We start from the raw sequence: 26,014 nt of genomic DNA, 5'->3' as shown, positions 1-26,014 counted from the left end.
CGACAGGCCGGTCGCGGGACACGACCTGCGGTTCGACACGGCCTTACTGCGGGTTGGCCCGGGTGCTGGACAGCAGCGACTTGAGGCTCGCGGCCTTCGGCTTGACCAGCCAGAAGCGGCGCGCGTAGTCGTCGAGGTTGTCGAGGATCTGGCGGCCCCAGGCACTGCCGGTCTCTTCCACGTACTCGACCAGCACGCGACGCAGGTGGCTGCGATAGGCCTCCATCGGCTCGCCGCTGATGCGCTGCAGGTCGACCAGCTCGTGGTTGACGCGGTCGAAGAAGCTGTTGTCATCGTCCAGCACGTAGGCGAAGCCGCCAGTCATGCCGGAGCCGAAGTTGCCACCAGTCTTGCCCAGCACGCAGACGAAACCGCCGGTCATGTATTCGCAGCAGTGATCACCGGTGCCTTCCACCACGGTGTGGGCACCGGAGTTGCGCACCGCGAAGCGCTCGCCAGCGGTACCCGCGGCGAACAGCTTGCCACCGGTGGCGCCGTACAGGCAGGTGTTGCCGATGATGGCACTTTCCTGGCTCTGCAGCGCGCTGCCCTGCGGCGGGGTGATGACGATCTTACCGCCGGTCATGCCCTTGCCGACGTAGTCGTTGGCGTCGCCTTCCAGGCGCAGGTTGAGGCCGCCGGCGTTCCACACGCCGAAGCTCTGCCCCGCGGTGCCCTTGAAGCGGAAGCTGATCGGCGCGTCGACCATGCCCTGGTTGCCGTGCACCCGGGCGATTTCGCCGGAGATGCGCGCACCGATGGAGCGGTCGCAGTTGCAGATGTCCAGCTCGAACTCGCCGCCACGCTTGGCCTTGATCGCCGGCAGGGCCATCTCGACCATCTTCTCGGCCAGCAGGCCCTGGTCGAACGGCGGGTTCTTCTCCACCTCGCAGAATTGCGGCTTGTCGGCCGGAATGTGCGCGCTGCCGAGCAGCGGGCTCAGATCCAGGTTGCCCTGCTTGGCGGTCTCGCCCGGCAGCATTTCCAGCAGGTCGGTACGCCCGATCAGCTCGCCCAGGCTGCGCACGCCCAGCTTGGCCAGCCACTCGCGGGTTTCCTCGGCGATGAAGGTGAAGAAGTTCATCACCATCTCGACGGTGCCGATGAAGTGGTCCTTGCGCAGCTGGTCGTTCTGGGTGGCCACGCCGGTGGCGCAGTTGTTCAGGTGGCAGATGCGCAGGTACTTGCAGCCCAGGGCGATCATCGGCGCGGTGCCGAAGCCGAAGCTTTCGGCGCCGAGGATGGCGGCCTTGATCACGTCGAGGCCGGTCTTCAGGCCCCCGTCGGTCTGCACGCGGACCTTGCCGCGCAGGTCGTTGCCGCGCAGGGTCTGGTGCGCCTCGGCGAGGCCCAGTTCCCACGGGCTGCCGGCGTACTTGATCGAGGTCAGCGGCGAAGCGCCGGTGCCGCCGTCGTAGCCGGAGATGGTGATCAGGTCAGCGTAGGCCTTGGCCACGCCGGCGGCGATGGTGCCGACGCCCGGCTCGGCGACCAGCTTGACCGACACCAGCGCCTGCGGGTTGACCTGCTTGAGGTCGAAGATCAGCTGGGCCAGGTCCTCGATCGAGTAGATGTCGTGGTGCGGCGGCGGCGAGATCAGCGTCACGCCAGGCACTGCGTAGCGCAGGCGGGCGATCAGGCCGTTGACCTTGCCGCCGGGCAGCTGGCCACCCTCGCCGGGCTTGGCGCCCTGGGCGACCTTGATCTGCAGCACTTCGGCGTTGACCAGGTATTCCGGGGTGACGCCGAAGCGGCCGGTGGCGACCTGCTTGATCTTCGAGCTCTTGATGGTGCCGTAGCGGGCCGGGTCTTCGCCGCCCTCGCCGGAGTTGGAGCGCCCGCCCAGGCGGTTCATCGCCTCGGCCAGCGCCTCGTGGGCCTCCGGCGACAGCGCGCCGAGGGAGATGCCCGCGGCGTCGAAACGCTTGAAGATGGCGTTGAGCGGCTCGACCTGATCCAGCGCCAGCGGCTGGGCCGCTTCCTTGACCTTGAGCAGGTCGCGGAGCATCGACACCGGACGGCTGTCGACCAGCGCGGTGTAGTCGCGGAAGCGCGCGTAGTCGCCCTGCTGCACGGCTTCCTGCAGCAGACGCACCACGTCCGGGTTGTAGGCATGGTATTCGCCGCCGTGGACGAACTTGAGCAGGCCGCCCTGCTGGATCGCCTTGCGGGTGTTCCACGCCTCGGCGGCCAGCAGCTTCTGCTCGGCCTCGAGGTCGACGAAACGCGCGCCCTGGATGCGGCTGGCGACGCCACGGAAGCTCAGCTCGACCACCTCGTCAGCCAGGCCGATGGCTTCGAACAGCTGCGCACCGCGGTAGGACGCGACGGTGGAGATGCCCATCTTCGAGAGGATCTTCAGCAGGCCCTTGGAGATACCCTTGCGGTAGTGCTTGAACGACTCGTGCAGGTCGCCGAGCACCTCGCCGCTGCGGATCAGGTCGGCCAGTACCTCGTAGGCGAGGAACGGGTAGACCGCGGTGGCACCGAAGCCGATCAGCACGGCGAAGTGGTGCGGATCGCGGGCGGTGGCGGTTTCCACCAGGATGTTGCAATCGCAGCGCAGGCCCTTCTCGGTCAGACGGTGGTGCACGGCACCCACGGCCAGCGAGGCATGCACCGGCAGCTTGCCGGGGGCGATGTGGCGGTCGGACAGCACCAGCAGCACCTTGCCGGCGCGCACGGCAGCCTCGGCCTGGTCGGCGATGGCGCGCACGGCGGCCTCGAGGCCCACGGACTCGTCGTAGTTGAGGTCGATGATCTGCCGCTCGAAGCCCGGGCGGTCCAGGGTCATCAGCGTCTGCCACTTGGCCGGGGAGATCACCGGGGTGTTGAGGATCGCGCGGTTGGCATGATCGGCGGACTCCTCGAACACGTTGCGCTCGGCACCCAGGCAGGTTTCCAGCGACATGACGATGGCTTCGCGCAGCGGGTCGATCGGCGGATTGGTCACCTGGGCGAACTGCTGACGGAAGTAGTCGTAGTTCGAGCGCACGCGCCGCGACAGCACTGCCATCGGCGTGTCGTCGCCCATCGAGCCGACCGCTTCCTGGCCCTGCTCGGCGAGCGGGCGCAGCACCTGGTCACGCTCCTCGAAGGTGACCTGGAACATTTTCATGTAGCGCTTGAGCTGCTCGGCGTCGTAGGTCGCGCCACCGTGGTCGTCGTCCATCCCGGCCTGGATGCGCAGGGCGTTCTGGCGCAGCCATTGGCGGTACGGATGCCGCGACTTCAGGCGGTTGTCGATGTCGGCGGTGTGCAGCACCTGGCCGGTCTCGGTGTCCACGGCGAGGATTTGCCCCGGACCGACGCGGCCCTTGGCCAGCACGTCTTCCGGCGCGTAGTTCCACACGCCGACTTCCGAGGCCAGGGTGATGTAGCCGTTCTTGGTGGTGACCCAGCGCGCCGGGCGCAGACCGTTGCGGTCGAGCAGGCAGACGGCGTGGCGACCGTCGGTCAGCACCACGCCGGCCGGACCGTCCCACGGCTCCATGTGCATGGAGTTGTATTCGTAGAAGCTGCGCAGCTCGACGTCCATGGTCTCGACGTTCTGCCAGGCCGGCGGAATGATCATGCGCAGGCCGCGGAACAGGTCCATGCCGCCGGTGACCATCAGCTCGAGCATGTTGTCCATGCTCGAGGAGTCGGAACCGGTGCGGTTGACCAGCGGCGCGATGCTTTCCAGATCGGGCAGCAGCTCGTTGGCGAACTTGTTGCGGCGCGCCACCGCCCAGTTGCGGTTGCCGGTGATGGTGTTGATCTCGCCGTTGTGCGCCAGGAAGCGGAACGGCTGGGCCAGCGGCCAGCGCGGCAGGGTATTGGTGGAAAAGCGCTGGTGGAACACGCAGATCGCGGTTTCCAGGCGCTCGTCACCGAGGTCCGGATAGAAGCTGGCCAGATCGGCCGGCATCATCAGGCCCTTGTAGATGATGTCCTTGGCCGACAGGCTGCAGACGTAGAAGTCCGGGTCGTCCTTGAGGGCCACTTCGGCGCGGCGACGGGCGAAGAACAGCTTGATCGCCATCTGCTGGTCGTCGAGGCCTTCGCCACTGACGAACACCTGCTCGATGCGCGGCAGGCACTCCAGAGCGAGGCGGCCGAGCACCGAGGTGTCCACCGGCACAGCGCGCCAGCCCACCAGGCTCAGGCCCTGCGCCGCCAGCTGGGCGTTGAGCGCCTCGCGGGCGCTGGCAGCCTTGCTCTCGTCCTGGCTGAGGAACACCATGCCGACGGCATACTGCTCCGGCAGGTGCACGCCGAACTGCTCGGCGGCCAGCACGCGCAGGAAACGATCGGGCTTCTGCAGCAGCAGACCACAGCCGTCGCCGGTCTTGCCGTCGGCGTTGATGCCACCGCGGTGGGTCATGCATGTCAGGGCTTCAATGGCGGTCTGCAGCAGGTGGTGACTGGGCTGCCCGTGCATGTGGGCAATCAGACCGAAGCCGCAGTTATCCTTGAATTGTTCAGGATGGTACAGACCTGCTTTCATAGGCGCTCTCACCGGCTAAACTTGAATTCTATTCGGGCTCTTGGCCGCATTCTTGACGTTTTTGCGTCATTTTCGGCCGCTCATGGATGATTGATTGTACCGCGACGGCGACATCGCAGAAAGAAAAAGTGACGTAAAAGCGAAATTCAATGTCGCATTTATAAAAGAAAAACCGGTGACACGCCTAGGCATGTCACCGGTTTTTTTTGTCGCCCCTGCGCCGAGACTAGCGGCCGGCCTGGCGGATTTCCTGCTGGATGCTGGCGAAGGTCCGCGGCCACGGCTTGCCGGCCTGCAAACGGCTCGGCAGGCCGCCCAGCGCCGACTTGGCCGCCTCCGGGCTGGAGAAGCGGCCATAGGTGACCACGTACAGCGGCTTGCCCTGGTGCAGCTTGCGGAAGTAGCGGTACTCGCCACCGCCATCGCGCACCATGGCCTGCGCTGCGCCTTCCGACGCCGTACCGAGCAACTGCAGGGTGTACTGGCCGACGGGCTGCGACAGATACCAGCCGCTGCTGCCGGCGGCAGGCGCCGGAGCGCTGGCCACTGGCGCCGCCGGCCTGACCTCGGGCACAGCCGGCTTCACCGCCACCGCGGCCGGCTTGCGCGCCGCCTCGACAACCGGCGCAGCCGCCAATACCGGCTTGGGCGGAGTCGCCGCGGACACCGCTGCCTGGGCCGGCTGCACAACAGCCAGCGGCGCCGCCGCCGGCGCGACCTGCGCCGTGGAGGCCGCCGATGACTCGGCAACAGCCACCGACGGCGCGGTGGTAGTGGCCGTCACCGGCGGCACAGAAGCCGGCATGGCGGCATTGGAGGCATCCAGCTCCTCGACCCCGGCCTGGCCGGCAGCGCGCGCCAGCGGTTCACGCGGCACCGGCTGCCCCTGGCCGGCCAGCGGCAGCGGCAGCGGCTTGCTGTCGCCGGCAAACTGGATCGAGGGGCCACCCGCATTGGCCGATGCCGTTCCGCCAGGCGCAGTCGCCACCTGCCCGCTCGGCGCCGGACTGTCGGCAGCCACTGGAGTCCCCTCGGGATCCTGGCCCTTCATCACCAGCGCCAGCGCCACGCCGGCGGCGACCACGCCCAGCGCCAACAGATGCTTCTTCGGCAGGCTCATGCCGCGACCGCCCAAGGCTTCCGGCTGCCGCTCGGCGAGCATCGCCTCGATCAGCGCATCGCGCGCCACCCGATTGATCGCCCCGGGCCAGCCGCCCGACTCGACATGGATCTCTTCCAGCTGGGCATCGTCCAGCAGCTCCACGCCCTGGCCGGCGCCTTCCAGGCGCTGTGCCAGGTAGGCACGCGTCTCTTCCAGGCCGTAAGGCTGCAGCTCCTGCACCTGGCAGCTGTCCGCCAGGCCGGCCGCCTCCAGACGAGCCAGCAGCTCGGTTTCGGCAAACAGGAAGACATGAGCACGCCCATCGCTGTCGCCGGTGGCCAGCGCGCGCAGGGTGGCCAGCGCCTCGTCCTGCAGCCGCTCGGCGTCATCGACCAGCAGATAGACCTCCTGGCCGACCTGGTTCAGGCGGGCGACCTGCCCGAGCAGCCCATCCACATCCTGACTGCTGCCACCCAGCCCCTGGCTGAAATGCCGCAGCAGCGCAGCGCTACTGCCGGCCTGACGCCCCGACACCACCACGCTGACCACACTCTGCTTGTTGCTGCTGGCAACCAGCGCCTGACGCAGCAGGGTCTTGCCACTGCCCAGCGGCCCGGTCACCACCAGCATCAGGGCGCTGTAGCGCGCTAGCTGATGCAGCTGCGCCAGCACCGGCTTGCGCTGCGCAGGGAAAAACTTGAAGCCCGGCACCCGCGGCGTGAACGGGTCGTGGCTGAACTGGTAATGCTCAACAAATGCCTCATCGGCTTGCAGGCTGGTCATGAATCCCTCATTCACTTCCCAATTGACGGACCAGCGCTGCGTAGTCCGTACGCAGCGTTGCTTCAAGAACTTCGCGGGGATAGTCCGCGGTCACCACGGCCTCACCCAGCGGATGCAGCAGCACCAGGCGCAGACGGCCATCCAGCACCTTTTTGTCGACCGCCATATGGCGGAGAAATTCCTCGACGCCCATCTTCTGCGGCGGCACCACCGGCAGGCCGGCGCGCAGCAGCAGGCGGATAGCGCGGTCACGCGCAGCCTGATCGATCCAGCCGAGACGGTGCGACATTTCCAGCGCCATCACGGTGCCGGCAGCCACCGCCTCGCCGTGCAACCAGACGCCGTAGCCCATCTCGGTCTCGATGGCGTGGCCGAAGGTATGCCCAAGATTGAGGGTGGCCCGCACCCCCGACTCGCGCTCGTCGGCATTTACCACCCGCGCCTTGGCGGCGCAGGAGCGCTCCACCGCCTCACTGATCGCCTCGCCATCGAGGGCCCGCAACGCATCGATATGCGCCTCCAGCCAGCTGAGGAACGGCTCGTCACAGATCAGGCCGTACTTGATCACCTCGGCCAGCCCGGCCGACAGCTCGCGCGCCGGCAGGGTGGCGAGGGTCGCGGTATCGATCACCACGGCCTGCGGCTGGTAGAAGGCGCCGATCATGTTCTTACCCAGCGGATGGTTGATCCCGGTCTTGCCACCCACCGAGGAGTCCACCTGCGACAGCAGGGTGGTCGGCACCTGGATAAAGTCCACGCCACGCTGGTAGCAGGCGGCGGCAAAGCCTGCCATGTCGCCGATCACCCCGCCGCCGAGGGCGATCAGGGTGGTGCGGCGGTCGTGGCGGGCCTCAAGCAGACCGTCGAAGATCAGCTGCAGAGTCTCCCAATTCTTGAAAGCTTCACCATCGGGCAGGATGATCGGCGTGACCGCATAGCCTGCCAGGGTGTCGAGCAGGCGCTGCAGGTACAGCGGCGCCACCGTGTGGTTGGTGACGACTGCGATCTGGCGGCCGGCAATGTAGGGAGAGAAACAGTCGCGCCGACCGAGCAGGCCGGCACCGATGAAGATGGGATAGCTGCGCTCGCCGAGATCGACGTGAAGTGTCCGCATAAGGCCCCCCGCTGATGGAAAAGGGCGTTAGGATAGCGCAGTTCGCGACCCTTTTAACGGGGCGACAACTGTTCCAGGCGGCTCAGCACTTCCTGCACCACCATGCGCGGTGGACGCTGGTCGGTTTCGATGATTACATCGGCAATTTCGCGATACAGCGGATCACGAGTTGCCATCAGGTCGCGCAGCACCTGCTCGGGATTGGCCGCGCGCAGCAGCGGCCGATTGCGATCCCGAGCGGTACGCTCCAGTTGCTGCTCCACCGAGGTATGCAAGTAGACTACCCGCCCCCCGGCGCGCAGCGCCTCGCGGTTGGCCTGGCGCAAGACGGCACCGCCGCCGGTGGCCAGCACCAGACCGTCTTCCTGGCAAAGATCGACAATCACCGCCTGCTCCCGCTCGCGGAAACCCTGCTCGCCCTCGACATCGAAGATCCACGGGATGTCGGCACCGGTACGCACTTCGATTTCCTTGTCGGAATCCTTGAAGGGCAGATGCAGCTCCTTGGCCAGAAGACGCCCAATGGTGCTCTTGCCAGCACCCATCGGGCCCACGAGAATCAGATTGCGCACTTATCAACGACTCACGGAAATTGCCTGAGAGTCCATGATACGCGGGGTGAGGAAGATCAGCAGCTCGGATTTGCTGTCGCTGACGGTATCGCGACGGAACAGTCGGCCGAGGAATGGCAGATCGCCAAGGAACGGTACCTTCTCCACGTTCTTGTTCTGGACGTTGGAGTAGACCCCACCGATCACGATGGTCTCGCCGTCGGCGGCCAGCACCTTGGCGTTCACCTCGTTCTTGGAGATTGGCGGCACTCCGTTTCTCATGTTGCCATAATCCGGCGCATCCTTGGTCACCTTGACCTCCATGACCACCCGATTGTCCGGGGTGATCTGCGGAGTCACCTCCAGCGACAGCGCCGCCTCCTTGAACGAGGTACTGGTCGCACCGCTAGAGCTGGCCTCCTGGTAAGGGATCTCGGTGCCGCTGAGGATCTTGGCGGTCTCCTTGTCGGAGGTGACCACCTTGGGCTGCGAAACGATCTCGCCGTTGCCGCTCGACTCCATGGCAGTCAGTTCCAGATCGAGAAGCAGGTTGTCAGTGACGTACCCAATACCAATGCCCGACGTACGCCCCGCCACGCCCAGATCGACGAACGGCATATTAGGTCCATCACTGCCCTCTTCATCCCCCTGATCATCGTTGCCGTAAATCAGGCCACGGTCATTGGCGAAGGTCTGTTGCCCACCCCAGCGCACACCCAGGCTCTTGTTGTAGCCGACATTGGCCTCGACGATGCGCGCCTCGATCATCACCTGGCGCACCGGAATGTCCAGCTGGGTTACGATGCGTCGCAACTCGTCCAGACGATCCTCGGTCAGGTAGGCGATCAGGCTGTTGGTGCGGTCGTCAAAGATGATCGAACCGCGCATGTCCTTCTGCTCGGCACCCTCGGAAAACTCCTTGAACAGGCCGGCGACGTCCGAAGCCTTGGCATAGTTCAGCTGCAGCACTTCGCGGCGCAACGGCGCCAACTCGGCGATCTGCTTCTGCGCCTCCAGTTCCTGGCGTTCACGCGCGGCGATCTCGTCGGCCGGCGCCACCAGCAACACGTTGCCGATCTTGCGCTTGTCCAGCCCCTTGGTCTTCAGCACCAGGTCCAGCGCCTGGTCCCACGGTACGTTCTGCAGGCGCAGGGTGATGTTGCCCTGCACCGTGTCACTGGCCACCAGGTTGAGGTCGGTGAAGTCGGCGATCAGCTGCAGCACCGAGCGCACGTCGATATCCTGGAAATTCAGCGACAGCTTTTCGCCGGTGTAGGCGAATCGTTCGGTCTTGCGCTTCTCGACATCTTCCTGGGTCAGCGGCTTGACGCTGACAGTCAGACGGTTGTCGGTCTGGTAGGCGAGATAGTCGTAATTGCCGCTCGGCTCGATGATGATGCTGGTCTTGTCGCCGCTCACCGACGCGTTGACGAACTGCACCGGTGTGGCGAAATCCTTCACGTCCAGACGCGCGCGCAGCTGTTCAGGCAGCTGGGTGCGGGGAAAGTCCAGGCGGATCTTGCCGCCGCTTTCCTGGATGTCCGGGCTCAGCCCCGCTTCGGACAGGTCGATGACCACATTGCCTTCGCCCTGCGCACCGCGCTGGAAGTCGATGTTGCGAATGGCCTTGCCGGCGGGAACGAAGGGTTTCGCTGCCTGGGCAACCGGCTTGGCCAGCGGCGCAACGGGCGCCGCTGCGCTACTGGCGCCAGAGGCGGCGGTACCGCCGACCACAACGAACAGGTTGTTGCCCTCGGCGCGGGTCGTGTAAGGGGCCAGGCTGTTGAGGTTGATGATCAAGCGGGTACGGTCCTTGGCTTCGACCACGGTCACGCTGCGGGCGTTGCCGACGCCCAGCTCGCGATTGCGGCTGCCCAGCTTGCTGGTGACCCCCGGCAGGTCCAGGGCAATGCGCGCCGGCTGCTCGATGGTATAACCGCGCGGAGCGACCACCGGTTCGTCGAAGGCCAGCTTCAACTCGACCCGATCCCCCGGCAGGGCCGCCACATCCAGGTTCTGCAGATTGGCAGCCAGGACTGCCGGCGAAAGCATTGCAGCCAGCAAGGTCAGGCTGAAGCGCGAAATGGAACTGTTCATTGTCTGAATCCGTTGTGCAGACCGAGTTGGATTGTTCATGCGTGGACCCCCGCCCTCAGGAACGTTCTTTGAGGGTCAGAGTGCGCGGCCGCTCGAGCCAGCCCCCCTCGCCGTCAGTAACAATTTCGACGACCTCGATGCGGTCATCATTGATCGCCACGATGCGCCCGTAGTTGCGCCCGATGTAGTCGCCGACCTTGACACGATGCACCCCGCCAACACCACTGACCAGGGCGAAGCGACCGCCATCGTTGGCCAGCAGGCCGACCATCTGGAACATCTCGATATTGAAACCTTCAAGGAACTGCTTGGGACGCGACTCGTCCGGCTTGATCTCCGCCGAGCCTTTCTGCCGCTTCTGCAGATCGATCCGCACCGGCGGCTGGAAAGGGTGGCGCATGGCCGCGGCGCTGTAGGTAAAGGCCTCGTAGGGCTGGAACTGCGGCAGCGGCTCGATAACCCCCTTGGGCTTGGCGCGCACCTCGTTCATGTAGGCCTGCAGATCACTGAAATCACCGCTGCCGCCGCAGGCGGTCAGGCCGAGCAGCAGCATGCTGCCGATAATCAGACGGGCTCCCTTCATTTCTGCAGCCCCTTGTCGTTGTAGCGATAGGTCTTGGCCAGGATGCTCATGCTCAGCTTGGTCTCGCCGTCCTTGGCCACCGGCTTGATCTCGAAATCATGCAGGGTGACGATCCGCGGCAGGCTGGCAGCGCCGCTGACGAAGGTCGCCAGGTCGTGATAGGCACCGACCACGCGGATCTGGATCGGCAGTTCGATGTAGAACTGCTGGGTCACTTCCGGCAGCAGCTTGATCTCCTCGAATTCCAGACCGCTACCCAGACCGGTACGGGTGATGTCCTCGAGCAGACCGGGCACCTCGGTATCGCCCGGCAACTGACGCAGCAGTGCCCCGAAGGACTGCTCCATCTCCACCATCTGCTGCCGGTAGGCCTCCAGATTGGCGGCCTGGAAGGCCTTGGTCTCGAACTGCTGCTTGAGGGTGACCTCTTCGGCGCTCCGCCGCTCCAGGTCTGCCTGCAGATCCTTGAGGTGGAAGTTGTAGCCCAGCGCCAACACGCCGATCAGCAGCAAGGCCCCGGCGATCACCTTCACCGGGCCCGGCCAGGAACCGAGGTTGTTGGCGTCAAGCTCGCTGAGATTGACCTTGCGCAGGCTTTCCAGGGACTGAGCCAGACTCATTTCGTGGCTCCTTTGTTGGCTTGTTGGGCTTTTCCTGCGGCCAAGCTTGCGCTCGCTTGCGCAGCAGCCTCCTCATCCGGCCGGGTTTGCTGGACGGTCAGCTGGAATACGTTGGCCTGATCCACGGTACCGGCCGTCACCGCCTTGACCTCGGTCAGGTTGGGCGCCGCCAGCCAGTCCGAGGCATCGAGGTTGCGCATCAGCGCCGACACCCGGTTGTTCGACTCCGCCGCGCCCTGGATCGCGATGTTCTTTCCGGTCATCTTCAGCGCGGTGAAATGCACGCCATCCGGCAGGGTACGCACCAATTGGTCGAACACCCGCGCGGAGACGGGACGGTTGCCCTGCAGATCCTGGATGATCTTCATCCGTGCGAGGAGCTCTTCGCGGCGCTTCTTCAGCTCGCTGATCTCCTTGATTCGTGCATCCAGCGCAGCGATTTCCTTGCGTACATAATCATTGCGAGCGTTCTGCTGCTCGATTGCACCATTCAGATACTGGTCACCGGCGAACACCAAGGCGGCGGCGCCGACCAGCACCGCCCCCAGCGCCACCAGGAAACGCTGCTTGCGCTCCTCGCGGCGCTGCTCGCGCCAGGGAAGAAGGTTGATTCTGGCCATCAGTCAAAACTCCTCATCGCCAGCCCGCAGGCGATCATCAGCGATGGCGCATCGCTGGCCAGTGCGGCGGCGTTCACCTTGCTGCCCAATGCCATGTCGGCGAACGGATTGGCCACCACGCAGGGGGTGCCGATCTTCTGCTGGATCATCCGATCGAGATCCGGCAGCGACGCCGTGCCACCGGCCAGCAGGATGCAGTCGACATCACTGAACTGACCCGCCGCGAAGAAGAACTGCAGCGAGCGCGACACCTGCTGCACCACGGCCTCCTTGAACGGCAACAGCACTTCGCTGTCATAGTCGTCGGGAAGGCCGCCCTGTTTTTTCGCCAGGCCAGCTTCATCGAAGGACAAGCCATAGCGCCGCTGGATTTCTTCGGTCAGCTGCTTACCGCCGAACAGCTGCTCACGGGTATAGATGGTCTTGCCGTTGTGCAGGACACTGAGGGTGGTCATGGTCGCACCGACGTCCACCACAGCCACGGTCAACTCATGTCGCTCGCCGACCAGGCGCGGCTCAAGCAGGGCAAATGCCCGCTCCAGCGCATAGGCCTCGACGTCGACCACCTTGGCGGTCAGCCCGGCCAGCGCCAACGCGGCTTCGCGCACCTCGACGTTTTCCTTGCGGCAGGCGGCCAGCAGCACCTCGGCGCGTTCGGGGTTGCGCGGCGAGACGCCCTGCACCTCGAAGTCGATGGCCACCTCTTCCAGCGGATAGGGGATGTACTGGTCCGCCTCGATCTTCAGCTGGTTTTCCAGCTCGTCCTCGGACAGTCCGGCATCCATCTCGATGGTCTTGGTGATCACCGCCGAGCCGGCCACAGCCACGGCCACGCTCTTGGCCCCGGTGCGCGCCTTGGCCAGCACCCGGCTGAGCGCCTGCCCCACGCCCTCGATCTCGGCGATGTTCTTCTCGACAACCGCATTCAGCGGCAAGGGCTCGACCGCATAGGCCTCAACCTTGTAGCGCCCACCCGAGCGGCTCAGCTCCAGCAGCTTGACCGAAGTCGAACTGATGTCGATCCCCAATAGCGTATTCGCGGTCTTAGTGAAGAGCCCTAGCACGGCCAATTTCCTATCAGCATCCGAAAGTTACGGACGGTTCATGTATTTCAGCATTAAATGCCCCCACTTGACAGCAGGGCAAATGGCTACTTCAGGGAAAAAACACCTATAATGTGAACAGCTTTTGCCTTTTCCCTGCACCACCCACTTACCCCATTCCTCTCCCTGGACAAGCAAGATCCCGATGCGTCTGTTGAAGCTTCTGTCGTGGACCTGTATCGCCCTGATCAGCGCAGTGATGCTCGGACTCAGTGGCGCCTTTCTCTACCTCAGCCCCGGCCTGCCGTCGGTGGAAACCCTGCGCAACGTGCGCATGCAGGTCCCGCTGCGCATCTACAGCGCCGACGACAAGCTGATCGCCGAGTTCGGCGAAATGCGCCGCAGCCCCATCCAATTCGCCGACATCCCTCCGGACTTCATCAACGCCCTGTTGGCCGCGGAGGACGACAATTTCGCGAATCATTATGGCGTCGACGTCAAAAGCCTGATGCGGGCCGCCGCGCAATTATTGAAGAGCGGGCAGATCCAGACCGGCGGCAGCACCATCACCATGCAGGTGGCGAAGAACTTCTTCCTCTCCAACGAGCGCAGCTTTGCCCGCAAGATCAACGAGATCCTGCTCGCCCTGCAGATCGAGCGGGCGCTCGGCAAGAACGACATCCTCGAGCTCTACGTCAACAAGATCTACCTCGGCAACCGCGCCTACGGCATCGAGGCGGCGGCCCAGGTCTACTACGGCAAGCCGATCCGCGAACTGTCACTGGCCCAGCTGGCGATGATCGCCGGCCTGCCCAAAGCCCCCTCGCGCTACAACCCGGTAGCCAACCCGGAGCGCGCCAAGATCCGCCGCGACTGGATCCTCGCGCGCATGTACGAGCTGGGCAAGATCGACCAGCAGCGCTACCAGACCGCGCTGGCCGAGACCGTCGAAGCACACCAGCAAGCCGTCAGACCGCCGGAGCTGGAAGCGCCCTATGTGGCGGAAATGGCGCGCGCCGAAATCGTCGGCCGCTTCGGAGGCGACGCCTATACCGAAGGTTACCGCGTGCACACCACGGTACGCAGCGACCTGCAGACAGAAGCCAACCAGGCCCTGCGCGAAGGCCTACTCAACTATGACCAGCGCCACGGCTATCGTGGCCCCGAGGCGCGCTTCCCCACACTCGACCCGGCCGGCTGGCTGGCCAAACTGGCCGAGCAGCGCACGCTGGGCGGACTCGAGCCCGCCATCGTCACGAGCATCGGCAATGACGGCATCCAGGTGCTGACTCGCGACGGCAGCGAACAGCCGATCGCCTGGCAGAGCATGAAGTGGGCACGCCCCCACATCAACAGCAATAGCCTCGGCCGCCAGCCCGGCAAGCCGGCCGAGGTGGTGCAGAAGGGCGACCTGATCCGCGTGCTGCGCCAGGAGGACGGCAGCCTGCGCTTCGTCCAACTGCCGCAGGCGCAAGGCGCTCTAGTCTCGTTGGACCCGGCCGACGGCGCGATCCGCGCCCTGACCGGCGGCTTCTCCTTCGAGCAGAGCAACTACAATCGCGCCACCCAGGCCAAGCGCCAGCCCGGCTCCAGCTTTAAGCCCTTCGTCTACAGCGCCGCGCTGGACAAGGGCTTCACCGCCGCCAGCCTGATCAACGACGCGCCCATCGAGTTCGTCGACCCCTACACCGGCGAAGTCTGGCGTCCGAAGAACGACAACAACACCTTCCTCGGCCCGATCCGCATGCGCGAAGCACTGTACAAGTCGCGCAACCTGGTATCGATCCGCCTGCTGCAGGAGATCGGCATCGAATACGCCCTCGACTACAGCAAGCGCTTCGGCCTGCCGCGCGAGGAGCTGCCACGCAACTTCTCGCTGGCGCTCGGCACCGCCAACCTCACCCCGCTGGAAGTCACTACTGGCTATGCGGTCTTCGCCAACGGCGGCTATCACGTCCAGCCCTACCTGATCACGCAAATCGACAACCGCGATGGCGAGCCACTGTTCCGCGCCAACCCGCCGCGCATCCCTGACCACCCGACTAGCGCTGACACGGCGCAAGCGAGCATGCCGGTCGCCGTGACGAGCGCCATCCCCGAGGGCACCCCGCCCGCCGAAACGCCACCGACCGCCGAGCGCGTCCTCGACCCGCGCACCGCCTACATCATGACCAGCATGCTGCAGGACGTGATCAAGCGCGGCACCGGCCGGCGCGCCCTGAGCCTCCAGCGCAGCGACTTGGCCGGCAAGACGGGCACCACCAACGAACAGAAGGACTCCTGGTTCGCCGGCTACAACGGTGACTTCGTCACCACCGCCTGGGTCGGCTTCGACCAGCCGCAATCGCTCGGCCACAACGAATACGGCGGCACCGTCGCCCTGCCGATCTGGATCCGCTACATGGGGGTGGCCCTCAAGGACAAGCCGGCACACCTGCCACCCGAGCCGGAAGGCCTGTTGCGCCTGCGCGTCGATCCGCTCACCGGCCAGGCGGCGACCGCCGGCAGCAGCGGAGCCTTCTTCGAGCTGTTTAACAAGGACGCCCCGCCACAGCCGGCCAGTGAAGCCAGCAGCAGCTTCCAGGACAACTTCGGCAGCGAACCCGCCGCTGTCCCCATCGACCTGTTCTGATTCCAGGCAGGCACAAAAAAACCCGCTTCTGCGGGTTTTTTTGTCATCCATTGGCCAATCAGCCGTTGAACACGTCATCCACCGACTGCAGCGGATAGTGGCGCGGGTAACCGAGGCGGGCCACACCGGTCTCGATGGCCGCCTTGGCCACCGCATCCGGCACCAGCTGGATCAGGCGCTGGTCCATCGGCTTCGGAATGATGTACTCGCGACCGAACTCCAGGCTGTCCACGCCATAGGCTTCGCAGACTTCCTGCGGCACCGGCAGCTTGGCCAGTTCGCGAATGGCGTTGACCGCAGCGATCTTCATTTCTTCGTTGATGCGGGTAGCGCGCACATCCAGCGCACCGCGGAAGATGAACGGGAAGCCAAGGACGTTGTTGACCTGGTTCGGGTAGTCGGAACGGCCGGTAGCCATGATCACGTCCGGACGGGTGGCATGCGCCAGCGCCGGGGCGATTTCCGGGTCCGGGTTGGAGCAGGCAAACACGATCGGGTTCGGCGCCATGCGCGCCAGATCTTCGGCAGGCAGCAGGTTGGCACCGGACAGGCCGACGAACACGTCGGCCCCTTCCATCGCATCGGACAGGGTGCGCTTGTCGGTTTCGTGGGCGAACACCGACTTGTACTGGTTCAGATCGTCGCGACCGGCGTGGATCACGCCCTTGCGGTCGATCATGAAGATGTTCTCGATATTCGCCCCGATGCTGACCAGCAGCTTCATGCAGGCGGTCGCCGCGGCGCCGGCGCCGAGGCAGACGATCTTCGCCTCTTCCAGCTTCTTGCCGACGATCTCCAGGGCGTTGAGCATGCCGGCCGCGGTGACGATGGCGGTGCCATGCTGGTCGTCGTGGAACACCGGGATGTCGCACTGCTCGATCAGCGCGCGCTCGATCTCGAAGCACTCGGGCGCCTTGATGTCTTCCAGGTTGATGCCGCCGAAGGTGATGGAGATGCGCTTGACGGTATCGATGAAGGCCTGCGGGCTTTCCGCATCCACTTCGATATCGAACACATCGACGCCGGCGAAGCGCTTGAACAGCACGCCCTTGCCTTCCATCACCGGCTTGGAGGCCAGCGGGCCCAGCGCGCCCAGACCGAGGATCGCGGTGCCATCGGAAATCACCGCCACCAGATTGCCCTTGCCGGTGTACTTGAAGGCCAGCTCGGGATCGCGAGCGATCTCGCGCACCGGCTCGGCAACGCCGGGACTGTAGGCCAGGGCCAGGTCGCGCGCGGTGGCGGTGGGCTTGGTCAGCTCGACACTCAACTTGCCCGGACGGGGATGAGCGTGATACTCGAGCGCGGCGGCTTTCAGATCAGACATATTGGTGCTTCCACTTTCTATTTTATTTAGGTACAGACAGGGACCCTGAGCATACGGCAAGAGCGCGAACCCCCACAAGAGCGTCACTCCAGAGCCTCGAGGGCGTGTAGCCAGGCCTGTCCCAGGCACTTTTGGCCAGTACGCCAGCCGCCTGAACATGACCAAGAAAGGACCCGTCACCGGCCACAGCAAGTGGCCGCAGCCGCACAACGCAGCCCATCGCCCTGCGCTTCAGCGCACCTCGAGCATGGCCGGATGACTCAGCTGCAGCAGCCAGCGCGCCTGCCCGGGCCCGAGCACGCCACGCCTACTGCGATCGACCACCCAACCGCGCACCACGACCGTGCGCCCCGCCAGTCCGCGCAGCGCCCGCTCGTCGAACCGCGCCAGCGCCTGCGCCTCGACCTGCAGCACCAGCGAGCCGTCCAGCTCCAGCCACAGACCGCCGCGATTGCGCTCGACCCTCGCCACCCGCCCGCGCAGCAAGGCAAAGCCACCACGACGCAAGCGGGAAGTTTCGAGCAGCGGGGACTGGCTCCAGACGCCGCGGCCCGCCGCCCGTGCGGCACGCTCGGCGGTGAACTGGCAGTCGACCAGCGCGGTGTTCGGCGCCATGGCCACGGCAAACCCCAGCCCTGCCGTCAGCTGTTGCGCCTCCCAGTTGCGGCCGTCACGACCGAAGGCATGCGCCAGGCTGCGCCCGTAGTGGTCGCGCGCCTGCTCGCCGGCCAGCAGCGCAACCCGACCGCCGCTGGCAGCGACCAACTGCACGAGATGGCGGGTGGCAGCGTCGGCGAAGGGCTCGGCCGGACGCCCTCGGCGAGCCTGCTCCGGCGCATTGACGCCGATCAGGCGTACGCTGCGCCCATCGGTCAGGCGCAGGGTGTCGCCATCCACCACCCTGGCCACCTGCGCCTCGCGCAGCGGGCCGGGCCCGCGACACTCGGCCGCCGGCGCCTGCAGCGGCAGGACGAGCACGGCGGCACAAACAAAAAAGGCGCCCCACAGGGACGCCTTTTTTGTTGCACCGGGAAACGGCTTGCGCATCCCGGATACGCCTCGCTTACTTCTTGGTGGCACCGAAGCCAGCGAAACGCTGCTTGAAGCGATCGATACGGCCGCCAGCGTCCAGCACTTTCTGCTTGCCGGTGTAGAACGGGTGGCACTCGGAGCAGACGTCGAGGCTCAGGTTCTTGCACAGGGTGGAGCGGGTCTTGACCACGTTGCCGCAGCTGCAGGTAGCCACGACTTCGTCGTACGCGGGATGGATTTCCGGTTTCATCTTTGGATCCTCAGGGATGATGTGCCGCCACCAGGCACCATGCCAGGTACCGCACGAGGTAGTTTCACCGGGGCGGTCTGGCCACCCGGAAAAATAGGGCGGCATGATAACAGACCCCCCAAGCGATGCAAGATCCGCCGGGCGGCTGGCCCGCCGCCGGCCGCGGCGCCCCGTGCTAAGATCGCCGGCCTTCGCCTGCGGAGCCCCTGCGTGACCGAGCCCATCCTGCGCCTTGCCCTGCCTTCGCCGCTGCGCCGCCTGTTCGACTACCGCGCCCCGACCGACTGCAATCCCGCCCTGCTGCAGCCCGGCGTGCGTCTGCGCGTGCCGTTCGGCCGCCGCGAACTGGTCGGTGTGCTGGTCGAACGGGTGGCGCACAGCGAGGTACCCGAGGAGCGCCTGCGAAGCGCCAGCGCCCTGCTCGACCAACGCCCGCTGCTGCCGCCGGCGCTGTTCGAGCTGTGCCTGTGGACCGCCAGCTACTACCAGCACAGCCTCGGCGACACCTTCAGCTGGGCGCTGCCCAACCTGCTGCGCCAGGGCGAGTCGGCCGAGCGCAGCGAGGAGCGCATCTGGCTGGTATCCCCCAACGTCCACCTCGACGACCCGCGCCTGGCGCGCGCCCCGCGCCAGCGCCAGGCGCTGGCGACCCTTGCCCAGCACCCCCACGGCGTCAACCAGAACCTGCTGGAGCAGCTGCAGCTGTCGCGCGACAGCCTCAAGCTGCTGCACGACAAGGGGCTGGTCGAGGTGATCCGCCGCCAGCCGAGCATTCCCGAGCACCACGGCGCCTGGCTGCTGCAGCCGGAACTGCCGCTCAACGACGAGCAGCGCAGCGCCTTCGAGGCGGTCCACGCAGGTGCAGGCCGCTTCCACCCCTGCCTGCTGGCCGGGGTCACCGGCAGCGGCAAGACCGAGGTCTACCTGCAGCTGATCCGCGAAACCCTCGAGACCGGCAGGCAGGCGCTGGTGCTGATCCCGGAGATCAACCTCGGCCCGCAGACCCTCGAGCGCTTCGCCCGCCGCTTCAACGCGCGCATCGCCCTGCTGCACTCGGGCCTCACCGACCGCGAGCGCCTGGAGGCCTGGCAGGCCGCCCGCGAGGGCCACGCGCAGATCGTCATCGGCACCCGCTCGGCGCTGTTCACCCCGCTCAAGCATCCGGGGCTGATCATCGTCGACGAGGAGCATGACGCTTCCTATAAGCAGCAGGAAGGCCTGCGCTACCACGCCCGCGACCTGGCGGTGATGCGCGCCCGCCTGGAGCGCGTGCCACTGCTGCTCGGCTCGGCCACGCCGTCGCTGGAGAGCCTGCACAACGCCCAGCAGGGCCGCTACGCCCTGCTGCGCCTCAACCAGCGCGCCGGCGGCGCCCGCCAGCCGCGCTTCGAGCGCCTCGACGTGCGCAGCCGGCCGCTGGACAGCGGCTTCTCGCCGCCGCTGCAGCGGCTGATCGGCGAAACCCTGGCCGCCGGCCAGCAGGTGCTGGTGTTCCTCAACCGCCGCGGTTTCGCCCCCACCCTGCTGTGTCACGACTGCGGCTGGATGGCCCTGTGCCCGCGCTGCGACGCGCGCCTGACCCTGCACCAGCGCAGCGGCGAGCTGCGCTGCCACCACTGCGACCATCGCCAGCGCCCGCCGGCCGCCTGCCCGCAGTGTGAGCACGTCGACCTGCGCCCGGTCGGTGTCGGCACCGAGCGCAGCGAGGAGCGCCTGCGCATCCTGTTTCCCGACTACCCGATCCTGCGCATGGATCGCGACAGCACCGCGCGCAAGGGCAGCCTGGAACAGCTGTTTGCCACCGTGCAGAGCGGCGAGCCGTGCATCCTGCTCGGCACCCAGATGCTCGCCAAGGGCCACCACTTTCCGCGCGTCACCCTGGTGGCGATCCTCGACGCCGACGGCGGCCTGTTCAGCGCGGATTTTCGCGCCAGCGAGCGCATGGCCCAGCTGATCGTCCAGGTCGCCGGCCGCGCCGGGCGCGCCGAAGCGCCGGGGCGGGTGATCATCCAGACCCATCTGGCCGACCACCCGCTGCTGGTGCAGCTCACCGAGCAGGGCTACTTCGCCTTCGCCGAACAGGCGCTCAGCGAGCGCCGCGCCGCCGGCCTGCCGCCCTTTGCCCACCTCGCCCTGCTGCGCGCCGACGCCCACCAGGGCGAGCAGGCCGAAGCCTTTCTCGACAGCGCCGCCGAACTGGCCGAGCAACTGCTGGAGCAGTCCGCGCATCCCGACGTGCAGGTGCTCGGTCCGGTGCCGGCGCCGATGGAGCGCCGCGCCGGTCGCCACCGTGCCCAGCTGCTGCTGCAGGCACCCAGCCGCGCCGCCCTGCACCGCTTGCTCACACCCTGGCTGGTGCAGCTGGAAAACCTGCCGGGTAACCGCCAGGTGCGCTGGTCGCTGGACGTCGACCCGATCGACCTGTTCTGAGCGCGACCCAGATCACACTCAGCGGCAGGCGCAGCACGCCGCGCGCACGGCCCCCCTACACTGTCAGCGGTTGGCAAGCCCCGGCGCCCTGCGGATAATGTACGGTTTTCGAGCAGCGCCCCGGCGCCCGCGCACCCGGCCTGAAGAGCACACCGATGAAAGACAGCATCCGCCACCTGATCCAGCAAGCCCTGACCCGCCTGACCGACGAAGGCGTGCTGCCCGCGGGGCTGACGCCGGCGATCCAGGTGGAAAACACCCGGGACAAGACCCACGGCGACTTCGCCAGCAACATCGCCATGATGCTGGCCAAGCCGGCCGGCCTGAAGCCGCGCGAGCTGGCCGAGAAACTGATCGCCGCGCTGCCCGTCGACGCCAGCGTCAGCAAGGTGGAAATCGCCGGCCCGGGCTTCCTCAACTTCTTCCAGAACAGCGACGCCCTGGCCCAGCGCCTGGAGGCCGCGCTGGCCGATGCGCAGCTCGGCGTGCGCAAGAGCGGCACCGCCCAGCGCGTGGTGGTCGACCTGTCCTCGCCGAACCTGGCCAAGGAGATGCACGTCGGCCACCTGCGCTCGACCATCATCGGCGACGCCGTCGGCCGGGTGCTGGAGTTCCTCGGCGACACGGTGATCCGCCAGAACCACGTCGGCGACTGGGGCACCCAGTTCGGCATGCTGCTGGCCTACCTCGAGGAGAATCCGGCCGCCGCCGAGAGCGAACTGGCCGACCTCGAACAGTTCTACCGCGCGGCGAAGAAACGCTTCGACGACAGCGCCGAGTTCGCCGACCGTGCCCGCGCCTTGGTGGTAAAGCTGCAGGCCGGCGACGCCGAGTGCCTGCGCCTGTGGCAGCGCTTCAACGACGTGTCGCTCAGCCATTGCCAGGCCGTCTACGACCGCCTCGGCGTCAAGCTGAGCCCGGCCGACGTGCGTGGCGAGAGCGCCTACAACGCCGACCTGCCGACCATCGTCGCCGAACTGCAGGCCAAGGGCCTGCTCAGCGAAAGCGAAGGCGCGCAGTGCGTGTTCATGGACGAATACAAGAACGCCGAGGGCAACCCGCTGCCGGTGATCGTGCAGAAGGCCGGCGGCGGTTACCTGTACGCCACCACCGACCTGGCCGCCATGCGCTACCGCAGCCAGGTGCTCAAGGCCGACCGCGCCCTGTACTTCGTCGACCAGCGCCAGGCCCTACACTTCCAGATGGCCTTCGAAGTGGCGCGCCGCGCCGGCTTCGTCCACGCCGGCATGGACCTCGAACACATGGGCTTCGGCACCATGAACGGCGCCGACGGCCGCCCGTTCAAGACCCGCGACGGCGGCACGGTCAAGCTGATCGACCTGCTCGACGAGGCCGAGCAGCGCGCCTACGCCCTGGTCAAGGGCAAGAACCCAGAGCTGGACGAGAGCGAACTGCGCAGCATCGCCCGCGCCGTGGGCATCGGCGCGGTCAAGTACGCCGACCTGTCCAAGCACCGCACCAGCGACTACAGCTTCAACTTCGAGCAGATGCTCAGCTTCGAGGGCAACACCGCGCCCTACCTGCTGTACGCCTACACCCGCGTGGCCAGCGTGTTCCGCAAGCTGGGCAAGGGCATCGAGGCGATCGGCGGCAAGATCGACCTGCAGGCCGAGCAGGAACTGGCGCTCGCCGCCAAGCTGGCGCAGTTCGCCGAGGTGCTCAACAACGTCGGCGACAAGGGCGTGCCGCACCTGCTGTGCAGCTACCTGTACGAGCTGGCCGGCCTGTTCTCCAGCTTCTACGAGAACTGCCCGATCCTCGGCGCCGAGGACGTGGCCGTGCAGCAGAGTCGTCTGCGCCTGGCTGCACTGACCGGCCGCACCCTCCAGCAGGGCCTCGAACTGCTCGGCCTGACCACCCTCGAGCGCATGTAAATGACTGCCCGCAAGCAGAAACCGAAGCAGCGCGGCGCCAGCCGCACCCGCTCGGCACCGGCCAGAAAGGCCGTGCCGGGCTGGATCTGGCTGGCCAGCGGCCTGGTCATCGGTGGTTTCTTCGTGTTCCTCGCCCAACTCGAGCCGGGCCGCGACGAGATCAAACGCACGCCTGCGGGCAAGCCGGAAACCGCCACGACGACCAAGCCGGCGCAACCCGTCACGCCGCCCAAGCCGAAGTACGATTTCTACGAGGAGCTGACCAAGGCCAGCCCCAATCCCCTGCCGGGCAGCCAGCCGACGCCGGAACAGCTCCAGGCGGCGGAAGCCGCCCGCGCGCAGGCTCTGCTCGAAGGCCGTACCCCGCCGCCGCGGCTGGTCATGGCGCCTGCGGCGGTGCCGCCAGCCGCCGCGCCCGGCACGCCCGCCACGCCGCTTGCCGTGGCGCAGCCGCCGAAGACGGCTGCCACAGCAACTGCCGCCACTCCGGCGTCGCCCAAGGCCGCACCGGCTGCACCGGTCAAACCACCAGCCCCGCCGCCAACCCCGCCAGCGCCCGCCACGGCGGCGCCGAGCGGCCGCTTCTACCTGCAGGCCGGCTCCTTCGCCAGTCGCGACCAGGCGGAAAGCGCGCGCGCCAAACTGATCCTGCTCGGCCAGGACGCGCGCATCGAGTCGGGCAAGGTCGGCGACAAGACCTGGCACCGCGTGGTGGTCGGCCCCTTCGCCAGCCGCCCGCAGGCCGACAGCGCCAAGAAGCAGCTCGGCGCCAACGGCGTCGGCAGCGTGGTGCAGCAGCGCCGCTGACCCCTGTCCAACCGCCCGCCAGCGAACCAGCTCGCGCGGGCGGTTGAAAACCCCGCCCGTATCCCCCATATCTCCTCGCATCCCGGACGCCCCGCGTCCCGCTGCAGGAGATCGCTCCCTTGACCACCATCGTTTCAGTCCGCCGCAACGGCAAAGTCGTCATGGGCGGCGACGGCCAGGTTTCGCTCGGCAACACCGTGATGAAAGGCAACGCCAAGAAGGTCCGCCGCCTGTACCACGGCCAGGTGCTGGCCGGCTTCGCCGGCGCCACCGCCGACGCCTTCACCCTGTTCGAGCGCTTCGAGGGCCAGCTGGAAAAGCACCAGGGCCACCTGGTACGCGCCGCCGTCGAACTGGCCAAGGACTGGCGTACCGACCGCAGCCTGAGCCGCCTGGAGGCCATGCTGGCGGTGGCCAACAAGGACGCCTCGCTGATCATCACCGGCAACGGCGACGTGGTGGAGCCCGAGCACGGTCTGATCGCCATGGGCTCCGGTGGCGGCTTCGCCCAGGCCGCGGCCTTGGCCCTGCTGCAGAAGACCGAGCTGTCGGCGCGCGAGATCGCCGAGACCGCCTTGAACATCGCCGGCTCCATCTGCGTGTTCACCAACCAGAACCTGACCATCGAGGAAGAAGACTGCGCCGAATGAGCGCGTCTTCCGGAGCCCCATCCATGTCCATGACGCCCCGCGAGATCGTCCACGAACTCAACCGCCACATCGTCGGCCAGGAAGACGCCAAGCGCGCCGTCGCCATCGCCCTGCGCAACCGCTGGCGGCGCATGCAGCTGCCCGCCGAGCTGCGCCAGGAAGTCACCCCGAAGAACATCCTGATGATCGGCCCGACCGGCGTCGGCAAGACCGAGATCGCCCGCCGCCTGGCCAAGCTGGCCAACGCGCCGTTCATCAAGGTCGAGGCGACCAAGTTCACCGAAGTCGGCTACGTCGGCCGCGATGTCGAGTCGATCGTCCGCGACCTCGCCGACGCCGCGCTGAAGATGCTGCGCGAGCAGGAAGTGCAGAAGATGCGCTTCCGCGCCGAGGACGCCGCCGAGGAACGCATCCTCGACGCCCTGCTGCCGCCGGCCCGCCAAGGTTTCGGCGACGAGCCGGCCGCCCGCGAGGAGTCCAACACCCGCCAGCTGTTCCGCAAGCGCCTGCGCGAAGGCCAGCTGGACGACAAGGAAATCGACATCGAGGTGACCGAAACGCCGGCCGGCGTCGAGATCATGACCCCGCCGGGCATGGAGGAGATGACCAGCCAGCTGCAGAACCTGTTCTCCGGCCTGTCCAAGGGCCAGAAGAAGAGCCGCAAGCTCAAGGTCGCCGACGCCCTGAAGATGGTCCGCGACGAGGAAGCCGCACGCCTGGTCAACGAGGAAGAACTCAAGGCCCGCGCCCTCGAGGCGGTGGAGCAGCACGGCATCGTGTTCATCGACGAGATCGACAAGATCGCCAAGCGCGGCAACGTCGGCGGCGCCGACGTGTCCCGCGAGGGCGTGCAGCGCGACCTGCTGCCGCTGATCGAGGGCTGCACGGTCAACACCAAGCTGGGCATGGTCAAGACCGACCACATCCTGTTCATCGCCTCCGGCGCCTTCCACCTGAGCAAGCCGAGCGACTTGGTGCCCGAGCTGCAGGGCCGCCTGCCGATCCGCGTCGAACTCAAGGCGCTGACTCCGCAGGACTTCGAGCGCATCCTCACCGAGCCGCACGCCTCGCTGACCGAGCAGTACTGCGCGCTGCTGAAGACCGAGGGTCTGGGCATCGAGTTCACCGCCGACGGCATCCAGCGCCTGGCCGAGATCGCCTGGCAGGTCAACGAGAAGACCGAGAACATCGGCGCCCGCCGCCTGCACACCCTGCTCGAGCGCCTGCTGGAAGAAGTCTCCTTCAGCGCCGCCGACCTCGCCGTCGACCACAGCGGCCGGCCGATCGTGATCGACGCCGCCTACGTCAACGGCCATCTCGGCGAACTGGCGCAGGACGAGGATCTGTCGCGCTATATCCTGTAAGCCGACACCGGGTGGGCAACGCTGCGCGCGTGCCCACCGCTCGGCGTAGGGTGCGCCATGCGCACCATGCCGTGCCGCGGTGCGCATGGCGCACCCTACGACCACCCCGCAGAGACCTGCTCCGATGCACATCCCCACCGCCATCAAGCTGCACAAGGCGTCGAAGACCCTCGAGCTGCACTTCGGCGACCAGCAGTACAGCCTGAGCGCCGAATTCCTCCGCGTGCACTCGCCCTCGGCCGAGGTGCAGGGCCACGGCCACCCCGTGCTGCAATACGGCAAGCAGAACGTCGGCTTCAAGGGCGCCGAGCCAGCCGGGCAGTACGCCCTCAAGCTGGTGTTCGACGACGGCCACGACAGCGGCCTGTTCACCTGGGACTACCTGTACGAGCTGGCCACCCGCCAGGAGCAGCTGTGGGCCGACTACCTCGCCGAGCTGGCCGCCGCCGGCAAGTCGCGCGATCCCGACGAGTCGGTGGTCAAGCTGATGCTCTGAGACTCGGCTCGCCAACCGTAGGGTGCGCCATGCGCACCAATCGGTGGCTCGCAGCCTGATGGTGCGCACGGCGCACCCTACGCGCCGAGATGCGATGTCGGCGCCCCATCCCGTGCCAAGACAAAGCCC

Annotated in this window: 19 protein-coding genes; 7 read left to right on the top strand and 12 right to left on the bottom strand. The window is 66.7% G+C overall.

The window, feature by feature from the left end:
* Nucleotides 1-43: 43 nt before the first annotated feature.
* The 9 genes from gltB to KRX52_RS12150 all read right to left on the bottom strand — a co-directional run bounded on the left by gltB (nucleotide 44) and on the right by KRX52_RS12150 (nucleotide 13,023).
* Nucleotides 44-4,489, bottom strand: a complete 4,446-nt coding sequence (gene gltB / locus KRX52_RS12190) for a glutamate synthase large subunit (RefSeq protein WP_217681999.1) — start codon at nucleotides 4,487-4,489, stop codon at nucleotides 44-46.
* A 226-nt stretch (nucleotides 4,490-4,715) separates the two neighbouring features.
* Nucleotides 4,716-6,374, bottom strand: a complete 1,659-nt coding sequence (locus KRX52_RS12185) for an AAA family ATPase (protein ID WP_217681998.1) — start codon at nucleotides 6,372-6,374, stop codon at nucleotides 4,716-4,718.
* Nucleotides 6,375-6,381: 7 nt separating this feature from the next.
* The gene (gene aroB, locus KRX52_RS12180) at nucleotides 6,382-7,488 is read right to left on the bottom strand and encodes a 3-dehydroquinate synthase (protein WP_217681997.1); all 1,107 of its coding nucleotides are present in this window, start codon (nucleotides 7,486-7,488) and stop codon (nucleotides 6,382-6,384) included.
* Nucleotides 7,489-7,541: 53 nt separating this feature from the next.
* Nucleotides 7,542-8,060, bottom strand: a complete 519-nt coding sequence (aroK, locus tag KRX52_RS12175) for a shikimate kinase AroK (RefSeq protein WP_217681996.1) — start codon at nucleotides 8,058-8,060, stop codon at nucleotides 7,542-7,544.
* Between the two features lie 3 nt (nucleotides 8,061-8,063).
* Entirely contained in the window at nucleotides 8,064-10,136 is a 2,073-nt protein-coding gene (locus KRX52_RS12170) for a type IV pilus secretin PilQ (protein WP_217681995.1), read from the bottom strand.
* A gap of 55 nt (nucleotides 10,137-10,191) precedes the next feature.
* A complete protein-coding gene (gene pilP, locus KRX52_RS12165; protein WP_217681994.1) occupies nucleotides 10,192-10,719 on the bottom strand; it encodes a type 4a pilus biogenesis lipoprotein PilP in 528 nt (175 codons plus the stop codon).
* Complete coding sequence (pilO, locus tag KRX52_RS12160; RefSeq protein ID WP_217681993.1) at nucleotides 10,716-11,339, bottom strand: type 4a pilus biogenesis protein PilO; 624 nt, start codon at nucleotides 11,337-11,339, stop codon at nucleotides 10,716-10,718. The genes pilP and pilO overlap by 4 nt, the downstream gene beginning before the upstream one ends.
* The gene (locus tag KRX52_RS12155) at nucleotides 11,336-11,959 is read right to left on the bottom strand and encodes a PilN domain-containing protein (RefSeq protein ID WP_217681992.1); all 624 of its coding nucleotides are present in this window, start codon (nucleotides 11,957-11,959) and stop codon (nucleotides 11,336-11,338) included. The genes pilO and KRX52_RS12155 overlap by 4 nt, the downstream gene beginning before the upstream one ends.
* Complete coding sequence (locus KRX52_RS12150) at nucleotides 11,959-13,023, bottom strand: pilus assembly protein PilM (protein WP_217681991.1); 1,065 nt, start codon at nucleotides 13,021-13,023, stop codon at nucleotides 11,959-11,961. Before KRX52_RS12150 ends, KRX52_RS12155 begins: the two co-directional genes overlap by 1 nt.
* Nucleotides 13,024-13,207: 184 nt before the next feature.
* On the opposite strand from KRX52_RS12150, the gene KRX52_RS12145 reads away from it, so the two are divergent.
* Nucleotides 13,208-15,634 carry a penicillin-binding protein 1A gene (locus KRX52_RS12145; RefSeq protein ID WP_217681990.1) on the top strand — a complete coding sequence of 809 codons (2,427 nt, stop codon included), beginning with the start codon at nucleotides 13,208-13,210 and terminating at the stop codon, nucleotides 15,632-15,634.
* A gap of 58 nt (nucleotides 15,635-15,692) precedes the next feature.
* On the opposite strand, the gene KRX52_RS12140 is transcribed toward KRX52_RS12145, so the two are convergent.
* The 3 genes from KRX52_RS12140 to rpmE form a co-directional block, all read right to left on the bottom strand.
* The gene (locus tag KRX52_RS12140; RefSeq protein WP_217681989.1) at nucleotides 15,693-16,961 is read right to left on the bottom strand and encodes a malic enzyme-like NAD(P)-binding protein; all 1,269 of its coding nucleotides are present in this window, start codon (nucleotides 16,959-16,961) and stop codon (nucleotides 15,693-15,695) included.
* A 231-nt stretch (nucleotides 16,962-17,192) separates the two neighbouring features.
* Nucleotides 17,193-18,008: a thermonuclease family protein gene (locus KRX52_RS12135; protein ID WP_217681988.1), complete on the bottom strand. Its 816-nt coding sequence runs from the start codon at nucleotides 18,006-18,008 to the stop codon at nucleotides 17,193-17,195.
* Between the two features lie 16 nt (nucleotides 18,009-18,024).
* Complete coding sequence (rpmE, locus tag KRX52_RS12130; protein WP_217681987.1) at nucleotides 18,025-18,243, bottom strand: 50S ribosomal protein L31; 219 nt, start codon at nucleotides 18,241-18,243, stop codon at nucleotides 18,025-18,027.
* 210 nt (nucleotides 18,244-18,453) lie between these two features.
* Between rpmE and KRX52_RS12125 the strand changes: the two genes are divergently transcribed.
* From KRX52_RS12125 to KRX52_RS12100, 6 genes are all read left to right on the top strand, one after another.
* Complete coding sequence (locus tag KRX52_RS12125; RefSeq protein WP_217681986.1) at nucleotides 18,454-20,673, top strand: primosomal protein N'; 2,220 nt, start codon at nucleotides 18,454-18,456, stop codon at nucleotides 20,671-20,673.
* A gap of 155 nt (nucleotides 20,674-20,828) precedes the next feature.
* Entirely contained in the window at nucleotides 20,829-22,568 is a 1,740-nt protein-coding gene (gene argS, locus KRX52_RS12120; RefSeq protein ID WP_217681985.1) for an arginine--tRNA ligase, read from the top strand.
* Entirely contained in the window at nucleotides 22,569-23,375 is an 807-nt protein-coding gene (locus KRX52_RS12115; RefSeq protein WP_217681984.1) for an SPOR domain-containing protein, read from the top strand.
* 119 nt (nucleotides 23,376-23,494) lie between these two features.
* On the top strand, nucleotides 23,495-24,025 hold the full coding sequence (gene hslV / locus KRX52_RS12110; RefSeq protein ID WP_217681983.1) for an ATP-dependent protease subunit HslV: 531 nt from the start codon (nucleotides 23,495-23,497) through the stop codon (nucleotides 24,023-24,025).
* Nucleotides 24,026-24,048: 23 nt separating this feature from the next.
* Nucleotides 24,049-25,389, top strand: coding sequence for an ATP-dependent protease ATPase subunit HslU (gene hslU / locus KRX52_RS12105; protein WP_217681982.1), 1,341 nt, complete (start codon nucleotides 24,049-24,051; stop codon nucleotides 25,387-25,389).
* 124 nt (nucleotides 25,390-25,513) lie between these two features.
* Entirely contained in the window at nucleotides 25,514-25,885 is a 372-nt protein-coding gene (locus KRX52_RS12100; RefSeq protein WP_217681981.1) for a gamma-butyrobetaine hydroxylase family protein, read from the top strand.
* Nucleotides 25,886-26,014: the final 129 nt, after the last annotated feature.

Origin of the sequence: Geopseudomonas aromaticivorans (assembly GCF_019097855.1) — a bacterium.
GTDB lineage: Bacteria > Pseudomonadota > Gammaproteobacteria > Pseudomonadales > Pseudomonadaceae > Geopseudomonas > Geopseudomonas aromaticivorans.
Note: the sequence above shows the minus strand (reverse complement) of the source record. Positions and strands in the feature narration are given on the sequence as shown.

Excerpts from the sequence above, each read along its gene's own strand:
- pilP (WP_217681994.1), bottom strand. The coding sequence starts at position 10,719 with ATGAAGGGAGCCCGTCTGATTATCGGCAGCATGCTGCTGCTCGGCCTG.
- KRX52_RS12115 (WP_217681984.1), top strand. The coding sequence starts at position 22,569 with ATGACTGCCCGCAAGCAGAAACCGAAGCAGCGCGGCGCCAGCCGCACC.
- KRX52_RS12185 (WP_217681998.1), bottom strand. The coding sequence starts at position 6,374 with ATGACCAGCCTGCAAGCCGATGAGGCATTTGTTGAGCATTACCAGTTC.
- KRX52_RS12100 (WP_217681981.1), top strand. The coding sequence starts at position 25,514 with ATGCACATCCCCACCGCCATCAAGCTGCACAAGGCGTCGAAGACCCTC.
- hslU (WP_217681982.1), top strand. The coding sequence starts at position 24,049 with ATGTCCATGACGCCCCGCGAGATCGTCCACGAACTCAACCGCCACATC.
- argS (WP_217681985.1), top strand. The coding sequence starts at position 20,829 with ATGAAAGACAGCATCCGCCACCTGATCCAGCAAGCCCTGACCCGCCTG.
- aroB (WP_217681997.1), bottom strand. The coding sequence starts at position 7,488 with ATGCGGACACTTCACGTCGATCTCGGCGAGCGCAGCTATCCCATCTTC.
- KRX52_RS12135 (WP_217681988.1), bottom strand. The coding sequence starts at position 18,008 with ATGCGCAAGCCGTTTCCCGGTGCAACAAAAAAGGCGTCCCTGTGGGGC.
- pilO (WP_217681993.1), bottom strand. The coding sequence starts at position 11,339 with ATGAGTCTGGCTCAGTCCCTGGAAAGCCTGCGCAAGGTCAATCTCAGC.
- KRX52_RS12155 (WP_217681992.1), bottom strand. The coding sequence starts at position 11,959 with ATGGCCAGAATCAACCTTCTTCCCTGGCGCGAGCAGCGCCGCGAGGAG.
- KRX52_RS12140 (WP_217681989.1), bottom strand. The coding sequence starts at position 16,961 with ATGTCTGATCTGAAAGCCGCCGCGCTCGAGTATCACGCTCATCCCCGT.
- KRX52_RS12145 (WP_217681990.1), top strand. The coding sequence starts at position 13,208 with ATGCGTCTGTTGAAGCTTCTGTCGTGGACCTGTATCGCCCTGATCAGC.
- KRX52_RS12170 (WP_217681995.1), bottom strand. The coding sequence starts at position 10,136 with ATGAACAGTTCCATTTCGCGCTTCAGCCTGACCTTGCTGGCTGCAATG.
- gltB (WP_217681999.1), bottom strand. The coding sequence starts at position 4,489 with ATGAAAGCAGGTCTGTACCATCCTGAACAATTCAAGGATAACTGCGGC.
- rpmE (WP_217681987.1), bottom strand. The coding sequence starts at position 18,243 with ATGAAACCGGAAATCCATCCCGCGTACGACGAAGTCGTGGCTACCTGC.